This window comes from Ralstonia sp. OTU4908 (assembly GCF_038440115.1).
Taxonomy (GTDB): domain Bacteria; phylum Pseudomonadota; class Gammaproteobacteria; order Burkholderiales; family Burkholderiaceae; genus Ralstonia; species Ralstonia pickettii.
The window spans coordinates 1-15,099 of sequence record NZ_JASATD010000014.1 but is presented as its reverse complement, the minus strand read 5'-3'; the positions used below and the strand labels follow the sequence as shown (position 1 = coordinate 15,099).

9 protein-coding genes and 2 pseudogenes are annotated in these 15,099 nt (G+C 62.9%); 8 read left to right on the top strand and 3 right to left on the bottom strand.

Going from position 1 to position 15,099, the window contains the following annotated elements:
- Positions 1-77 precede the first annotated feature (77 nt).
- The 7 genes and pseudogenes from AAHM38_RS13980 to AAHM38_RS13950 all read left to right on the top strand — a co-directional run.
- The gene (locus AAHM38_RS13980) at positions 78-590 is read left to right on the top strand and encodes a hypothetical protein (protein ID WP_342234292.1); all 513 of its coding nucleotides are present in this window, start codon (positions 78-80) and stop codon (positions 588-590) included.
- Complete coding sequence (locus AAHM38_RS13975) at positions 572-2,896, top strand: AAA family ATPase (protein WP_342234291.1); 2,325 nt, start codon at positions 572-574, stop codon at positions 2,894-2,896. The genes AAHM38_RS13980 and AAHM38_RS13975 overlap by 19 nt, the downstream gene beginning before the upstream one ends.
- 92 nt (positions 2,897-2,988) lie before the next feature.
- On the top strand, positions 2,989-3,234 hold the full coding sequence (locus AAHM38_RS13970) for a hypothetical protein (RefSeq protein WP_012435718.1): 246 nt from the start codon (positions 2,989-2,991) through the stop codon (positions 3,232-3,234).
- A 157-nt stretch (positions 3,235-3,391) separates the two neighbouring features.
- Positions 3,392-5,776, top strand: a pseudogene (locus AAHM38_RS13965) (Tn3 family transposase); the annotation flags it as partial.
- Positions 5,777-5,936: 160 nt separating this feature from the next.
- Complete coding sequence (gene istA, locus AAHM38_RS13960) at positions 5,937-7,433, top strand: IS21 family transposase (RefSeq protein ID WP_342234289.1); 1,497 nt, start codon at positions 5,937-5,939, stop codon at positions 7,431-7,433.
- Positions 7,430-8,254, top strand: coding sequence for an IS21-like element helper ATPase IstB (gene istB / locus AAHM38_RS13955; protein WP_342234288.1), 825 nt, complete (start codon positions 7,430-7,432; stop codon positions 8,252-8,254). Before istA ends, istB begins: the two co-directional genes overlap by 4 nt.
- Before the next feature lie 73 nt (positions 8,255-8,327).
- Positions 8,328-8,882: pseudogene (locus AAHM38_RS13950) on the top strand (Tn3 family transposase); the annotation flags it as partial.
- A 99-nt stretch (positions 8,883-8,981) separates the two neighbouring features.
- Here the strand turns inward: AAHM38_RS13950 and AAHM38_RS13945 are convergent.
- The 3 genes from AAHM38_RS13945 to cadR all read right to left on the bottom strand — a co-directional run bounded on the left by AAHM38_RS13945 (position 8,982) and on the right by cadR (position 12,473).
- Positions 8,982-9,944, bottom strand: coding sequence for a site-specific integrase (locus AAHM38_RS13945; RefSeq protein ID WP_012435720.1), 963 nt, complete (start codon positions 9,942-9,944; stop codon positions 8,982-8,984).
- Positions 9,945-9,968: 24 nt separating this feature from the next.
- A complete protein-coding gene (locus AAHM38_RS13940) occupies positions 9,969-11,897 on the bottom strand; it encodes an FTR1 family protein (protein WP_012435721.1) in 1,929 nt (642 codons plus the stop codon).
- 144 nt (positions 11,898-12,041) lie between these two features.
- The gene (gene cadR / locus AAHM38_RS13935; RefSeq protein WP_009277754.1) at positions 12,042-12,473 is read right to left on the bottom strand and encodes a Cd(II)/Pb(II)-responsive transcriptional regulator; all 432 of its coding nucleotides are present in this window, start codon (positions 12,471-12,473) and stop codon (positions 12,042-12,044) included.
- 87 nt (positions 12,474-12,560) lie between these two features.
- Here cadR and AAHM38_RS13930 point away from each other — a divergent pair, with 87 nt between their 5' ends.
- On the top strand, positions 12,561-14,963 hold the full coding sequence (locus AAHM38_RS13930; RefSeq protein WP_012435722.1) for a heavy metal translocating P-type ATPase: 2,403 nt from the start codon (positions 12,561-12,563) through the stop codon (positions 14,961-14,963).
- Positions 14,964-15,099: the final 136 nt, after the last annotated feature.

The following is a 15,099-nucleotide window of genomic DNA, read 5'->3' as shown; positions in this document are numbered from 1 at the left end:
GCAGTACCTATTCCTTTGAACCCGGACGGGCGCACAACCCGTTGGGGATGCGCTTCGCCCAATTTTTGGAGTGCATCATGATTCTTTATCCCGCAGGTTCCCAGTGGACCCGTTGCTTTGAAGCCGACCTGCCGGCCTCCGAGTTGGCCGCGCGGTTGGTGAGCAAGCACGAATTCACTCGTGCGATGCTGTTCCAGCCGTTTGGTCATGGTCGTGGCGCGGTGATCGCCACGCGCGGCCACATGCTCGTCATGGCTGTCGAAACGGACGGTGAGCGCACGGTTTTTACCGTAGCGCCCACGGTCCAGGTGCAGAACCTTCTGTGGTCCCTCTCCAACGGCTACACCAGCCAGTGGAGTGAGGCTGAACTCAAGGCCTTGACCGCATGCACCACCTTTCCGCAGGTGCTTGACCTGGCGCGGACGCAATTTTTCGCGGCCGTGCGTTCGTTCGAGCGTGCACTCGCCGGCAAGCCTGAAGTCGACGTCGTCGTCACTTATGACGACTCGCATGAGGTGCTGGAGATCCCCGGCGACTACTACATGACTGGCTTCAGCGGTGAGGGGGCGCCATGCGACCTCTCAAACTGACCCTGTCTGGCTTTCGCGGCATCCTGGATGGGATGCACCGCGACAGTGTCACGGTCGACCTGCGCGAGCTGCCGACCGGACTGATCGCCGTGGTGGGACCTAACGGTGCCGGCAAAACGACGATCATGGACAACCTGCATCCGTATCCGCTGATGCCTAGCCATGCATCGAAGATGTCGGCCGATGCGTTTTCGTACTGGGACCACCTCACGGGTACCCGGGCCGAGAAGGACTTGGAATGGGAGCACGATGGCCAGCAATACCGGTCACAGTTCGCGTTTCGAAATTCTGGCAAGACGCGCAAGGCCGAGTACTACCTGTTTCTGCGCGGCCCGGACGGCGCATGGCAACCGGTTCAACTGGCGGACGGATCGCTGTCTGACGGTAAGGCGGAGACGTACAACCGCTGTGTGGAATCGGTCCTCGGATCATCGGAGGCCTTCTTCACCAGCGTCTTCTCTGCCCAGAACCGACGGCCGATTGCTGGCTACCAGACCTCTGAGATCAAGAAGTTGCTTGCTGAGCTGCTTGGTCTGGAGCGGATGCGTGAGCTGTCGGGCAAGGCTATGGACGTGGCGAAGTGCCTCGGCCGTGCTTTGGATGTCGTTCAGCACAACATCACAAGCCTGGTTGGTCGGCGCGATCGTGTTGCACGACTCTCCTTGGAGATCGAGCAGGCGGAGGCCTCGTTGGTTGAGACCCGCCAGGCGCGTGATCGTGAGCTGGAGGCCAATGCGCAGATGGTTCAGGAGCGTGCGACGCTTGCAGCCAAGCGGGCGAGCAGCACCGTAGCAGAAGCGCGCATGCGTGAGCTTGGCCAACAGAAGGTGGCCCAGGAAGCAAGGCGCCGAACGCTTGACAACGACGAACGGGCTGCCGTGCAACGTACCGAGGCGCAAGCCAAGGAACTGGGGGCCGTCATTTCAAGCCGCCGCGCAATCCTGGCCAGCAGCCCCGCCATCCTGGCGGCCGCAACCTCTCGCGATGCTTTGCAATTAAACGTCGCGCAGCGACAGTCGGAGGCAATTCGGCTGCAAGAGGGGATTGCTCAGCTCGAAAAGGTTGTGCCTGACCAATCGCGCATCATCGGCGAGTTGCAAAACATGGCCGGTCAAGGTGAATCGAAGGCTGTCCTTGAAAAGTCGCTGAAGGGCCAGGCCGACGTCATTGAGTCTGTTCCGTGCCGGGACAATCCGATGCACTCGACGTGCCCATTGCTGGCTCAGGCGCGCAGGGCGAGCACGGATCTCACGGAAGTGCGGATCTCGTTGGCAGAGCTTCGAACCGGCTACCGGGACAAGCTCAAGCTCAAGACGGCGCTCGATGAGCAGCTCGCGCCGTTGGCGGGCCAACGTGCTTCACTTCGAGCACTGCAGGGGCAGGTGGCGGCCGACCAACGGGAGTTGCAACGGCTGACCGAACTTGCTGCGCAGAAGCCATTGCTTGACGACGCCCAAGAGGCGCTGGCGAAGGCCGAGCGTGATCTGGTCGAGCTGAACGCCGAAGCTGCCGCCCGAAAGGAGCGATACCAGCGCGACGTTGTTGCGACGGACGATCAGTTGGCCACGATCAACCGGGAGGTTACGTCACTGCAAAGTGCCGACGTTACCGGAAAGATCGCGGACTTTGATCGTCAGGTTGCCAGCTCGCGCGAGCGCATTGCCCAGTTCGAAGGCCGGATTGAAGCACTGATCCGGACTCAGACTGCGCTCAGCACCGAGCGGCAGGGCCTCCTGGTTGATCTGGAGGCACTACCCGTTGTGCAGCGTAAGGCAGAGCGGATCTCCGACGAGATTTCGTCGTGGAAGCTGCTCGGCAAGGCCTTGGGCAATGACGGTGTGATTGCGCTGTCGATCGACGATGCAGGCCCTGAAATCACGAAGAAGGTCAACGACCTGCTCCTGGCGTGCTATGGACCCCGATTCACAATCGGTATCCACACGCAAACGGAGCTGGCCAACGGCGATAAGCGTGAGGGGTTTGAGATTCGTGTCCACGACGCTCAGGCTGACAGCGAGAAGGAGTTCGCGGTCATGTCCGGCGGGCAGAAGGTGTGGATCAACGAATGCCTGACGCGTGGTATTGCGCTATATCGCGCGCAGGGCGCCGGCACCGCCTTCCAGACGTTGTTCACGGACGAGGCGGATGGCCCGCTTGATCCGGAGCGCAAGCGCGAGTTCATGAAAATGAAGCGCGAGGTGTTGCGCCAGGGAGGGTATGAGCGGGAGTTCTTCATCTCGCAAACACCCGATCTGGTCGACGAGGCCGATGCTGTCATCGATGTGGTCGCACTGGCCACTCAGTAGGTTCCACCAACCATATTGGTCCGCTCTCACCAGAGGCGGACCATTTTTTTTTTGAGATATCGAAATGACTACGATTCAAATCTCAGCCGTCGATGCTGAACGGCTTCTCCCACAGAAAAAAAGAAGTGCACACGTTCATTCGCAGTCTGGGCTGGATGGGGGCAGACGTGACGCGCGAGAAGGCGCTCGCAGCCTTCAAGGCCTCGGTCCGCGTTGATCTGTCGGATGAAGCGGACATGTTTGATCACCAACTGGTCGTCGCGATGGATGGCCTGCGCACGTTCGTCGAAACCGATCAGCAGGCGCTGGCCACGTTGTTTCCGCAGTTTGCGGGGTAATTGTCCTTTTCGTGCATTTTCTTACGGTTTCCCCGCAGAGCCTTTATTCATAAGGGCCCCAGGTCTCTGCCGACAATTGTCTGCTGCCCTCCAGTGACTTCGGGAGTACGATATTCGCCCGCGATTTCGGATCGCGCCACCTTGACGGGGGCACAAGATGCCGGGCTTGGAATTTCGCTATGTGGGAAGAGACTCCCTACCCACGCGTCTGCCGGAGTTCGACGTCGAGCATTACTTCGCGTTGACCGCTAGCGATGTCGCCGCGATCAACCAGAAGTTCCGACGCGCCAGCCGCCCTGGAGTCGCCATTCAGTTGGTCTTTCTGCGCGCCAGCGGCCGTACGCTGGACCAACTCAACACACTCCCCCGTCAGTTGCTGCGCTATATCGGCGAAAAACTCGCCGTCGAGACACCAACGATCGCCTCGCTGCGCACCATTTACCAGCGATACCCGACGCTGTATGAGCATCAGGTCTGGGCCCTCCAATATCTGGGCCTGACACGCCTCGATGACGAGCAATGGGCCGGACTCGAAGCCTGGATGCGTCAGGACGCCGCCGAATCGCTGACCGTTGAGGAACTGCTTCAGCACGCGCACTACTGGTTGTACGAACGGCGCATTCTGATCCCGTCGACGCGTGCGCTGCAGGATCTGGCCCGCTCCATCTGGGCGGGCATCGAGCGGGATCTGCTGGCCATGATCGACGTGGTGGTCTCGCGCGAGCAGATCCTGCGGGCCGAGGCTGCGGTGTTTGCCCAGCACGCCACATCGGGCACGACGGTGCTGGAATGGCTCAAGACCCCACCCGCGCGCCACAGCCCGTCAACGATGACCGAGATGCTGGCCAAGATCAGCTTCTTGAAGGACCTCGGCGCGCATACCTGGACATTTGACGCGGTCCCCATCGAGAAACAGCGGGCCTACGGCCAACGTATCCAGGCCCGCCGTCCCGCCAAAATCCGCGAACTCAAAGCGTCGACGCGCACGCTCGAACTGGTGTTCTTCCTGCGTGTCACCTTGCTGGAGTTGACTGACGCCATGGTGTACCAAAGCGGGCGCCGTATCTCAGACCTGGTCCGGCAGGCGTACAACAAGACCACGACGAAGCAAGCCCGCTCGGCGATCGAATACCGGCAGCAACTGGTGGAGATCAAGGCCCTGGTGGACGATACCCGCCGCTCGGCCGAGGACCGACTGGCCGACATCGGCAAGCTGCTTAAGGGTCTGTCCAGTCGGCCGCCGGCAAGTCACGCCGCAAGCGTGCGCGAAACCCTTACCGAAGACCACCACCGACTCCGCAACCTCCTGACACCCTTGCGGGCGTTGGAATTCGCCAGTCACGGTAACGATCCTGCCATGCGCCAACTCGATCTCGTTGGCGGTTTGCACGATCGGGGCATGACGGAGTTGCCGCCAGACTGCAATGTGCCAGTGAGCGCCAGTTGGCGCGACCTGGTCGACGGTGAGGACCGCCAGCGCGCGCTGCGTGCCTTGGAGGCCTCTGCTGTAATGAGTTTGCGCAAGGGGCTGCGCCGCGGCACGGTGTGGATCAACCATAGCCTGTCGTTTCGAGAACGAGACCAGTTGCTGATTCCGCCGGCACAGTGGGAGGTCGACCGCGACCGGCATCTGTCTTCGCTCGGCCTGCCAAGCCAAGCGAGGCTCTATCTTGATCGCCTGACCGAGCATTTGAAGGCGGGTCTCGCTGCGCTGGACGAGGCCCGTGAGGCTGGCCACTTTACGATCGACGCGGACGGCATCCTGCATTTGTCGCCATTGGAAGCGCAGACCACGGATACCACGCCTCAACGCACCCGAGATCTGCTGTTCAAGGACATCGGCAGCGCACAGTTTGCCGACATGATTCTGGAGATGGATGCGCGCACCAATTTCAGTGAAGTGCTGTTGGCGCGCAAGGCGCGGGATGCCCACGAACTCGTCTCCCTTTATGCAGCCCTGATCGCGCACGGCACCGAACTGGATGCCAAGGGCGTCGCGGCGATGATCCCGCAGTTGGACCTCGCGCACGTCTCCACCGCGATGCGCTCCCTGGAAATGCCCGGCCGGCTGCGCCGCGCCAACGAACGTGTGGTGGAGTTCCAGCGCACGCACCCGATCACCGATCTATGGGGCACCGGCCAACTCGCCTCCAGCGACTCCATGAGCCTGGACACGTCCCCACATCTGTTCTACGCGCGCGCTGATCCCCGCCGACGCACGCACGCCGCTGGCGTCTATACGCACGTGCTGGATCAGCATGGGATCGTCTACAACCAGCCGATGGTGCTCAACGAGCGCCAAACTGGCGCGGCGATCGAAGGCGTCATGCGTCACAACGAAACCCGCGCTGACGGTGGGCTGCTGCGGCTCGCCGTCGACACCCATGGCTACACGAACGTGGGGATGGCGGTGGCCAAGCTACTTGGCTTTGACCTCTGTCCCTGGCTGCGCAACCTGTCGGAGCGCAAGCTGTACCTGCCGCGTGCCCTGTCGGTGACGGAGGGATTGTCGGCTGCCGTGTCGCACGAGGTCTCCCTCAAGGTGGGCGGCGACAATCATTTCTGCCGGTGTAGCGACAAACATCATTGCCGATGGGGCGAAGGCGTAGGCGGCGTAGCCGCCGGAGGCTTCGCCCCACCGGCGGCGCCGAGTCGGCCGGGTTCTACGATGGCTGATCGCACCTTGCGGAGCGGTCAGCTAGATGACTGGAACTCGAATCACCGACCATCAGGTCCGCCTGTATATGTCCAAGCGCAAACACCACACTCAGGAAGTCGCCGCCGCCAAGGCGGGCATCAGCGTACGTAGTGCGCGAAACATCGAACACGATGGCAGGCTGCCATCACAGAAGCCTCGACGCTATTGGCGATCCCGTCCGGACCCGTTCTCAGAGGTCTGGGAATCCGAGGTCGTGCCGATGCTCGTGAACGCGCCGCGCCTGCAGGCGATCACGATCCTGCGCAAGCTCCAGGACGACCACCCGGATCGGTATCCCGACAGCACGCGACGCACGCTGGAGCGCCGTGTGCAGCAATGGCGGGCAGTGTCTGGGCCGCCCAAGGAAGTGTTCTTCCCACAGCAACACGAGCCCGGCGTGCAAGGTCTGTCGGACTTCACTGACATGGCCGATCTGGGCGTGACGATCGCCAGCGCGTCGTTCGCGCACCGGCTGTACCACTACGTGCTGGCCTTCTCGCGCTGGGAGTACGCCTGCGTGGTGGAAGGTGGTGAGAGCTTCGAGGCGCTGTCCGGTGGCTTGCAGAACGCACTGTGGCAGGCCGGCGGCTGTCCTCGCGAGCACCGTACCGACAGCCTGTCAGCAGCGTTCAAGAACCTGCAGGATGAGCAGGACTTCACCACGCGCTACGCCGCGCTGCTTGAGCACTACGGCATGATCGGCACACGCAACAATCGCGGCCAGGGTCATGAGAACGGCAGCGTGGAATCCTCCCACCGCTATCTGAAGGAGGCCGTCGATCAAGCCTTGATGCTGCGCGGGCATCGTGACTTCGACGATCGGGCAGCCTACGATGCGTTCCTGCGTGAGGTCGTGATGCGCCGCAATCGGCGCAATGCGGCGGCCTTCCGCATTGAGCGGGAGCGGCTGGTAGATCTGCCATTGCGGCGAACCACCGACTTCGTTGAGGAAGAAGCGCGTGTAACGCACTGCAGCACGTTCACGGTGCGCGGCATTCTCTACAGTGCGCCGTCGCGGCTGATCGGCCACCGCTTGAAGGTCCGGGTCTATGCCGACCGGCTGGACTGCTACCTGGGTGGCGCACTGGTGCACAGCGTCCCTCGGGGATCTCGGGCCAACAACAACGCGCACGCGCTGGATTACCGGCACTTCATTGAGGGGCTCAAGCGCAAGCCTCAGGCGTTCAAGGGGCTCGCGTTCCGGGATGCGTTGTTCCCGCGCGAAGCCTATCGCCGGACGTGGGAGCAACTCGAAGCGAAGCTCACGCAGCGCGAGGCGTGCAAGACCATGGTCGGCTTGCTGGAGATCGCCGCGCTCGATGGCGTGGAGGCCGTGCTGGCCGCCAAGCTCAACACCTTGCTGGTCGAGGGCGTTCTGCCCGAACTGAAGGCGCTGCGCGAGGAGTTTGCGCCACGCCAGGCCGACTGCCCCGTGGTCAAGGTCGAGATACCGCCGGTCAGTTCCTATGACGATCTGCTGACCAAGGGGGTGGCTGCATGAACGCGCCCACCTTCGATGCCGGCCGTCTGGCCCTGATGCTGGGTGAATTGCGCCTGCCGACCATCGCCCGGCTGTGGCCAGAGTTCGCGCAGCGCTCCGACAAAGAAGGCTGGCAGGCTGCGCGTCTGCTGGGCGCGCTGATGGAGCACGAGCTTGCCGAGCGCGCCAAGCGGCGTATCGAGCGGCACCGCGCCGAGTCGCACTTGGACCCGACCAAGACGCTGGAAGCCTTCGACTTCGGCATGGTGCCGATGGTCTCCAAGGCGCACGCGATGGCGTTGGCCACCGGCGACGCGTGGCTGGAGAAAGGCGCCACGGTGCTCCTGTTCGGCCCGCCGGGCGCCGGCAAAAGCCATCTCGCATCGGGCATCGGCCACGCACTGATCGACGCCGGCTACCGTGTGCTGTTCACACGCACCAGCGAGATCGTGCAGAAGCTGCAGGCCGCGCGCCAGAGCCTGCAGTTGCCATCGGCCCTGGCCAAGCTCGACCGATTCGACCTGATCATCCTGGATGACCTGTCGTACGCCCGCAAGGACCAAGCCGAGACCAGCGTGCTGTTCGAGCTGATCGCCGAACGGTATGAGCGGCGCAGCCTGATGATCACCGCCAACCAACCGTTCTCCGGCTGGAACGACGTGTTCCCAGACCCCTCGATGACGGTGGCCGCCATCGACCGCCTGGTGCATCACTCAACCATCTTTGAAATGAACGTCGAGAGCTACCGGCGCCGCACCGCCAGCGACAAACAGGCCGGGCGCCGCCGACAACCATCTAGCGACAACCATGACGAGGGAGGAGCGACAACCATGCCCGACTAACCACCGACAATTACCCCGGCCGACCGGCAATGATGATCGACGGTAAACCGGCAGTACTACTTGACGCTATCTACTCAAGGCGATCCGCGACGGCTGGGATGGCTTGCTACGCCTGGTGGCGTCCATTCACGCGGGGCGCGTGAGCGCGATCGTTGCGCTGCAACGCTTCGGCAGTGCTGCCCAGGGTGACCCGATCCACCGGGCAGCGGATCACCTGGGCAAGCTGCTGCGCACGCTGTTCCTATGCGACTTTTTCAGCAACATCGAGTTTCGTCGCGAGTTGCGCACGCTCCTCAATCGGGGTGAATCCGTGCACCATCTCCAGCGGGCGATTTATATGAGTAAGGTCCAACACGAGCGCGGTCGCCGCCAGGACGAGATGATCGCGATTTCCGGGGCGCTCTCGCTGCTGACCAATCTGGTGATTGCCTGGAATACCGAGCGGATGCAAACGACGGTGGATACGTGGCAGCGCAAGGGGCAACGGATCGACGATGACTGGCTGCGCCGCATGGGGCCGGCACACTTCGCCCATGTGAATTTCCGGGGCGTTTTGAGCTTCAAGATCCACCAATTTCAGGATGCCCTGTTGGAGGCGGCACCTCGCCGGCGTGCGAGCCAAGCATGAAGTCCTGCTTGGCACGGGTCGGCCGCAATCGCGTTTATTAGAGGTTCATGCAAGGTTACTGCGTCAAAGCAATGGCAGAGGTCCGCCAGACCGGACCTGTCAGACTGCAATGCCCGGCCGGGGTGCGACCGACAGCGCTGTTTCGATCCGATGCTGGGCAAATGGGTCGGCCGCGTCGATATAGCGCATGGCCGAGCGTACGTCCTTCCAGCCGACGTATTCCATCAGCATCTTGAGATCCCACTGGTTCGAGTTCGCCCAGGTTGCAAAGCCCCGTCGTAGTGAGTGGCTGCTGTAGCGGTCCGATTGCGGCAGTCCTGCGCGATGGAGCAGCGCGCGCAACAAAGGCACGATGCTGCTGGCCTGCAGTCCATCGGCTGCGATTCGGCTCCAGCGGTCAATCCTGCGGAACGCGGGGCCCTCGGTCAGGCCGGACGCCGCCAACCAGGCCTCGTAGGCGGCGACTGGGCACAAGCGCGACAACGCGGGCGCCTTGTGGGTCGTACCGACATGGTTGCGGTCCGTCTTGGTGCGCGGCAGGAAAATCGTCATGCCCCGGCCGGGCTCCACCGTGATGTGCTCGATCTGCAGCCGACTCAGTTCGTCCGACCGGAAGCCCCGCCAGAAGCCGATCAGCACCAGCGCCTTGTTGCGGGTATGCACCTGGAGTTGATGGGCGTTGCCCTCAGACGAGGCGGTCGCGATCTGCGCATCCAGCGAGGCAACCAGTTGCTCCAACTGGGCGAGCTGCAATGGCTTGGCGCGCCGCTCCTGCGCGGGGTGCAGTGCCTGGATGCCCTTGAGCACCTTGCGGACGTGCGGTGCTCGCGTGGGGTCGGGAAAGCCCTGCGAAACGTGCCACTGCGCGATCGCAGCCAACCGTTGGCGCAGCGTGTTGATGGAAAGCGTCTGTGCGTGCTCAGCCAGATAGCGTGCAACGCTGTCGGCGCTGGCCGGCAGGAAGCCACCCCACTCTTGCTCGAAATGACGGATGGCGGACTGATAGCTGCGCCGTGTGTGATCGCGGGTCGCTGCCTGCAGATACCTGTCGATATCCGCCATTGAACTCTCAAATCAAGGTAGCGACTACGCTTTGCTCGATGCCTTCTGCGATCGGAGGTTATACGCGAAGCTGAGCACAATGATCAGCAAGATCGCCACCTGTGCGATCACCGTCTGCATGGACGGGTAAATCCCCAGCACGTCAATACGCGGCATCGAAATCGGCGTGATGTGCAGAAAACCAACCTTCTGCAACGCCGCAACGCCCTTGCCGATCAGCACCACTGCCAGGACCGCGACCAGAGCCGAGCTGAAGGCAAAGAACTGGCGGATCGGCAGGCGCGCCGAGGAGCGCAGCAGCACGACGGCGATGATCGCCAGGATCGCAATCCCGGAGCCCAAGCCGGCCAGCAGGTAGATGCCGTTCCCTTCGCTCCACAGCGCGGCGTAGAACAGCACGGTCTCGAACACCTCGCGGTACACCGTCACGAATGACAGCACGAACAGCATGATCGCCGAGCGCTTGTTCAGCGCGGAGGACAGCTTCTGCTTCACATAGGCCTGCCAGCGACCGGCCAGGCTCTTCTGGTGCATCCACATGCCCACGCCGAGCAGGACCACGGCCGCAAAGATTGCCGAGAAGCCTTCGGTCATCTCGCGGCTGGCACCGCTCAAATCCACCAGGTAGGTAGCGACGGCCCACGTCAGTCCACCGGCGGCCAGCGCAACAATCCAGCCGGCATGGACGTATGGCAGCACGTCGGTGCGTTCGGCCTTCTTCAGGAAGGCCATCATGGCGACCACGACAAGCAGTGCCTCCAGGCCCTCGCGCAGCAGGATCGTCAAGGCGCCCAGGAACGTCGACAGCGGGTCGTTGGTGCCACCCAGTGCATCCTGGGCTTCAGTCAGCATCGTCTGCAGATGCTGCGCGATGTCCCGTACCTGCTCGGCCTGACCGGTAGTGATCGCGTTGCGATACAGGCCCATCATTTTTTCGATGTCCTGGAACAGCGACTGGTTCTTGGCGGCCAGGGCCGGTTCGACCGGCTCGAAGCCGTCGAGGTAGGCGGAGAGCGCCAGGCGCGAGGCAGTCGCTTTGTCGCCCTGGTCGAAGGCGGCTACGCTCTCTTTGAGCTTGTCCTTGGCGATTGCGAGACTGTCTGCGTTGGAGGCGTTCAGCACATCCGGCGCGCTTCTCAAATAGGCGGTCAATTGCCGCGCGGCATCCGGGCTGATCGTCTTGGCCAGCAACGCTTCTGGCGTCTGGCTGAGCTTGGCGAGCGTCGGCACCGCGCTATGCAGCTCCGGGCGGGATGCCCACAATTTGGCGCCGGCTTGCCGGTCCGCATCGGAATAGGACAAGGTCGACGCAAAATAGGCCAGTGCCCAGCGATCATCGTCAGTGAGCTGCGCGAAGCTCGGCATCGAGGTGCCCTCGACACCGCGCGTGATGATCTGCTGGAGGGCGAAGACGCTGCGCTCCTGGGCGCGCTGATGATCGGCCAGGGCTATGGGGGGCGGGCTCAGCTTGGCGGCCAGCGGACCATCGGCGTGTCCGGTGTTGCCATGGCAGGACGCGCACTGGCTTTGATACAGCGTAGCTCCATGCTTCAGGTCGGGCACCTTGCTGGGCGCCATCGGCACCGGGTAGGCGGCCAGCAAGCTGTCCGCGAGCTTATGCGCCTGTTCACCGACGACGGTGGGTGCGGCCTTGTCGGCGATGAGCGTGCGCAACGCGCCAGCATCCTTGAGCAAGGCTTGCGTCTGTGGCCCCGCCGGCAACTCGGCAATCTGGCGCTGCGCCGCATGCGCAAACTCCTGCATTTCGGCGTACTCATCGGCATTGGCCACCTGGCCGTCCTTGACGGAGCGACCGTAATCGACCGCCAGATAGTCGAGTAATTGCCAGACCTGCTTGGTCTTGTCTTGAGTGGACAGCGTGTCGGCGTACGCGCTTGAAACCGATGTCAGCAGGTAGAACAGGATGAGGGTGACGACGCGCTGCAGTTGCATGAAGAGCCTACCGGCGAAGCGGGAGAAATGGCTTTAAATGAGAATGATTGTAATTCATGTTTCGTGACGCAGATGTCGCGCTGGTCAAAAAACATGCGGCCGAAGGGGTCACATAGCGAACCCGTTCGGCCATTCCCCTTCGTGTCAGCGGTGCGTGCCGTCTCCAGTGCACGTGCCGCTACCTTCGGACAACCCCTGCAGGATTCCGCAAGCTTCTGCAGCTCGCCCGTCGGAACAGGTCTCGCGCAGCGCGCACAAATGGTGCTTTAACACCCCCAGTGCCTCGATACGCCGCTCGACTTCCTCGATGTGCTTGTCCAGGAGGGTGTTCACCGCGCCGCAATCCTCGTCCGGTCGCTCGCGGTAGCGCAGGAGTGTCCGCACGTCGTTCAGCGGCATGTCCAATGACCGGCAGTGGAGGATGAACTGCAGCCGCTCAATGTGCCGCTCGCTGTACAGCCGGAAGTTGCCCGAGCTGCGGTCCGGCGGCGGCAACAGGCCTTCGCGCTCGTAGTACCGGATGGTTTGAATCGGGCAGGCCGTGCGCTTGGCGAATTCACCGATCTGAATGTTCATGATGTCGGGCCGAAGTCCCTTGACTCTATAGTAGCTATAGAGTGTGTACTTGAGTCCAATCCATTTCAAGCGACAAAGGGAGGTGCTGTGAGTGATTGCGGCTCCAAGGGGTGCGGTTGTGCTGCCACCAACGTGGTGACGCCGGCGGACGGCGATGCGGCGGCTGTTGACCTGAAACGATCCCGCTACCGGATCGACAACATGGACTGCCCGACGGAAGAAACGCTCATTCGCAATAAGCTGGCGGCGCTGCCCGGCGTGGTCAACCTTGAGTTCAACCTGATGCAGCGTTCGCTGGCCGTCCAGCACCGGCTGCCATCCCCGGCGCCGATCGAGCAAGCCTTGGCAGCCGTTGGCATGCGAGCGGTTCGCGCCGATGAAAGCCCCGCCGGGCAGAGCACAGTCCTGACCATTCGTCAGATGGACTGCCCGACCGAAGAAACGCTGATTCGCGGCAAGCTGGCGGGCATGGCGGGCGTGTCAGACATGCAGTTCAATCTCGTCCAACGCACACTCGCCGTTCAACACGCTGCCGATGCGCTACCGCAAGTGCTGGCTGCCATTCAGTCGCTTGGCTTCGATGCCGAGGTGCGCGACCGCTCTGCCGCAGCACCGCTTCCCGAACAAGATGCCGCGCCCACCAAATGGTGGCCGCTTGCCATTGCCGGCGCGAACGCCGTCTTGGCGGAAGTGGTGTATTGGCTCAACGGTGGCAACCATTGGGTGGTGGTGATCCTGGCGCTGGCCGCGATCCTGACCGGCGGGCTGTCCACCTACAAGAAAGGCTGGATCGCGCTCAAGAACCGCAACCTGAACATGAACGCCCTCATGTCGATCGCAGTCACTGGGGCGATGGTGATCGGCCATTGGCCGGAAGCGGCGATGGTGATGGTCCTCTTCGCCTTGGCGGAGGTCATCGAAGCCCGTTCGCTGGACCGCGCCCGAGATGCGATCCGGGGGCTGATGGATCTCGCCCCGGAGACAGCCACGGTACAGCGCAGCGACGGCAGTTGGTCCGACGTCGATGCCAAGACCGTGGCCGTTGGCAGCCGTGTGCGGGTCAAGCCGGGCGAGCGCATCGCGCTCGATGGCACGATTCTGCAGGGGCGGTCATCCGTCAATCAGGCGCCGATCACGGGCGAGAGCCTGCCGGTCGAGAAGGCAGCGGGCGACTCCGTGTTCGCCGGCACCATCAACGAATCCGGGTCGTTCGAATATCGCGTCACCGCAGCGGCAAGCGACTCCACACTGGCACGGATCATTCACGCCGTCGAGGCCGCGCAAGGCAGTCGAGCGCCCACGCAGCGCTTCGTTGACCAGTTCGCCCGGCTGTACACGCCCATTGTGTTCGCGGTTGCGCTTGCGGTGGCCATCGTCCCTCCGCTGGTCTTCGGTGCGACTTGGCTGGACTGGATCTACAAGGCCCTAGTTCTTCTCGTGATTGCTTGCCCCTGCGCGCTCGTGATCTCGACGCCGGTGAGCATTGTGAGCGGCCTGGCGGCCGCCGCGAAGCGCGGCATCCTCATCAAGGGCGGCGTCTATCTGGAAGAGGGACGCAAGCTGAAATGGTTGGCGCTCGACAAGACCGGCACGATCACGCACGGCAAGCCAGCGCAGACGGACGTCGTGGCCTGGAACGGTGCGGACGCGTCCGCCGCCCAGATCCTGGCAGCTAGCCTGGCTGCCCGCTCCGACCATCCCGTCTCCCTGGCCGTGGCCCGCGCGGCGCAGGACCAAGGCCTAGCCCTGCGCGACGTCACCGATTTTGCGGCCTTGCCCGGACGCGGCGTCCGGGGCCATGTCAACGGTGCGCTCTATCACCTGGGCAATCATCGTCTGGTCGAGGAACTGGGCGTGTGTTCGCCGGCATTGGAAGCACAGCTTGCCGTGCTGGAAACCCAGGGCAAAACGGTCGTGATGCTGATCGGCCAGGACGGCGTACGCGCGTTGTTCGGTGTGGCGGACACCATCAAGGACAGCAGTCGCCAAGCGATCAAGGAATTGCACGCACTGGGCATCAAGACTTTGATGCTGAGCGGCGACAATCCGCACACCGCAGAGGCGATTGCGCAGCAGGTCGGTATCGACGAGGCTCGCGGTAATCTGCTGCCGGAAGACAAGCAGCGCGAAATCGAGCGCCGATCCGCACAAGGAACCATCGGCATGGTCGGCGATGGCATCAACGATGCGCCGGCGCTGGCACGGGCCGATATTGGATTCGCAATGGGCGCGGCCGGGACGGACACGGCGATCGAAACGGCCGACGTTGCGCTGATGGACGACGATCTGCGCAAGCTCCCGGCGTTTGTACGACTATCCCGGTCCACGGCCGGGGTGCTGAAGCAGAACATTGCGCTGGCGCTCGGCATCAAGGTCGTGTTCCTGGCACTGACCTTTACAGGCCAGGCCACCATGTGGATGGCGGTGTTTGCCGACATGGGCGCCAGCCTGCTGGTGGTCGGCAACGGGCTGAGGTTGCTGCGCAAATGAATTGGAAGTTCCTCGTGTACGACTGGGGCGGCTGGAACGTCGCGCTATTCCACGCCATCAACTCGGGGATGCCAAGCGCCCTGGACCCGGTGGCGTGGTGCTTTAGCCTGATTGGCAACTACTGGACTGCGCCGCT

What these genes read in the sequence shown, in the direction of transcription:
- AAHM38_RS13980 (WP_342234292.1), top strand. Translation starts at nt 78, where the DNA reads ATGATTCTTTATCCCGCAGGTTCCCAGTGGACCCGTTGCTTTGAAGCC.
- AAHM38_RS13975 (WP_342234291.1), top strand. Translation starts at nt 572, where the DNA reads ATGCGACCTCTCAAACTGACCCTGTCTGGCTTTCGCGGCATCCTGGAT.
- AAHM38_RS13970 (WP_012435718.1), top strand. Translation starts at nt 2,989, where the DNA reads ATGCTGAACGGCTTCTCCCACAGAAAAAAAGAAGTGCACACGTTCATT.
- istA (WP_342234289.1), top strand. Translation starts at nt 5,937, where the DNA reads ATGACTGGAACTCGAATCACCGACCATCAGGTCCGCCTGTATATGTCC.
- istB (WP_342234288.1), top strand. Translation starts at nt 7,430, where the DNA reads ATGAACGCGCCCACCTTCGATGCCGGCCGTCTGGCCCTGATGCTGGGT.
- AAHM38_RS13945 (WP_012435720.1), bottom strand. Translation starts at nt 9,944, where the DNA reads ATGGCGGATATCGACAGGTATCTGCAGGCAGCGACCCGCGATCACACA.
- AAHM38_RS13940 (WP_012435721.1), bottom strand. Translation starts at nt 11,897, where the DNA reads ATGCAACTGCAGCGCGTCGTCACCCTCATCCTGTTCTACCTGCTGACA.
- cadR (WP_009277754.1), bottom strand. Translation starts at nt 12,473, where the DNA reads ATGAACATTCAGATCGGTGAATTCGCCAAGCGCACGGCCTGCCCGATT.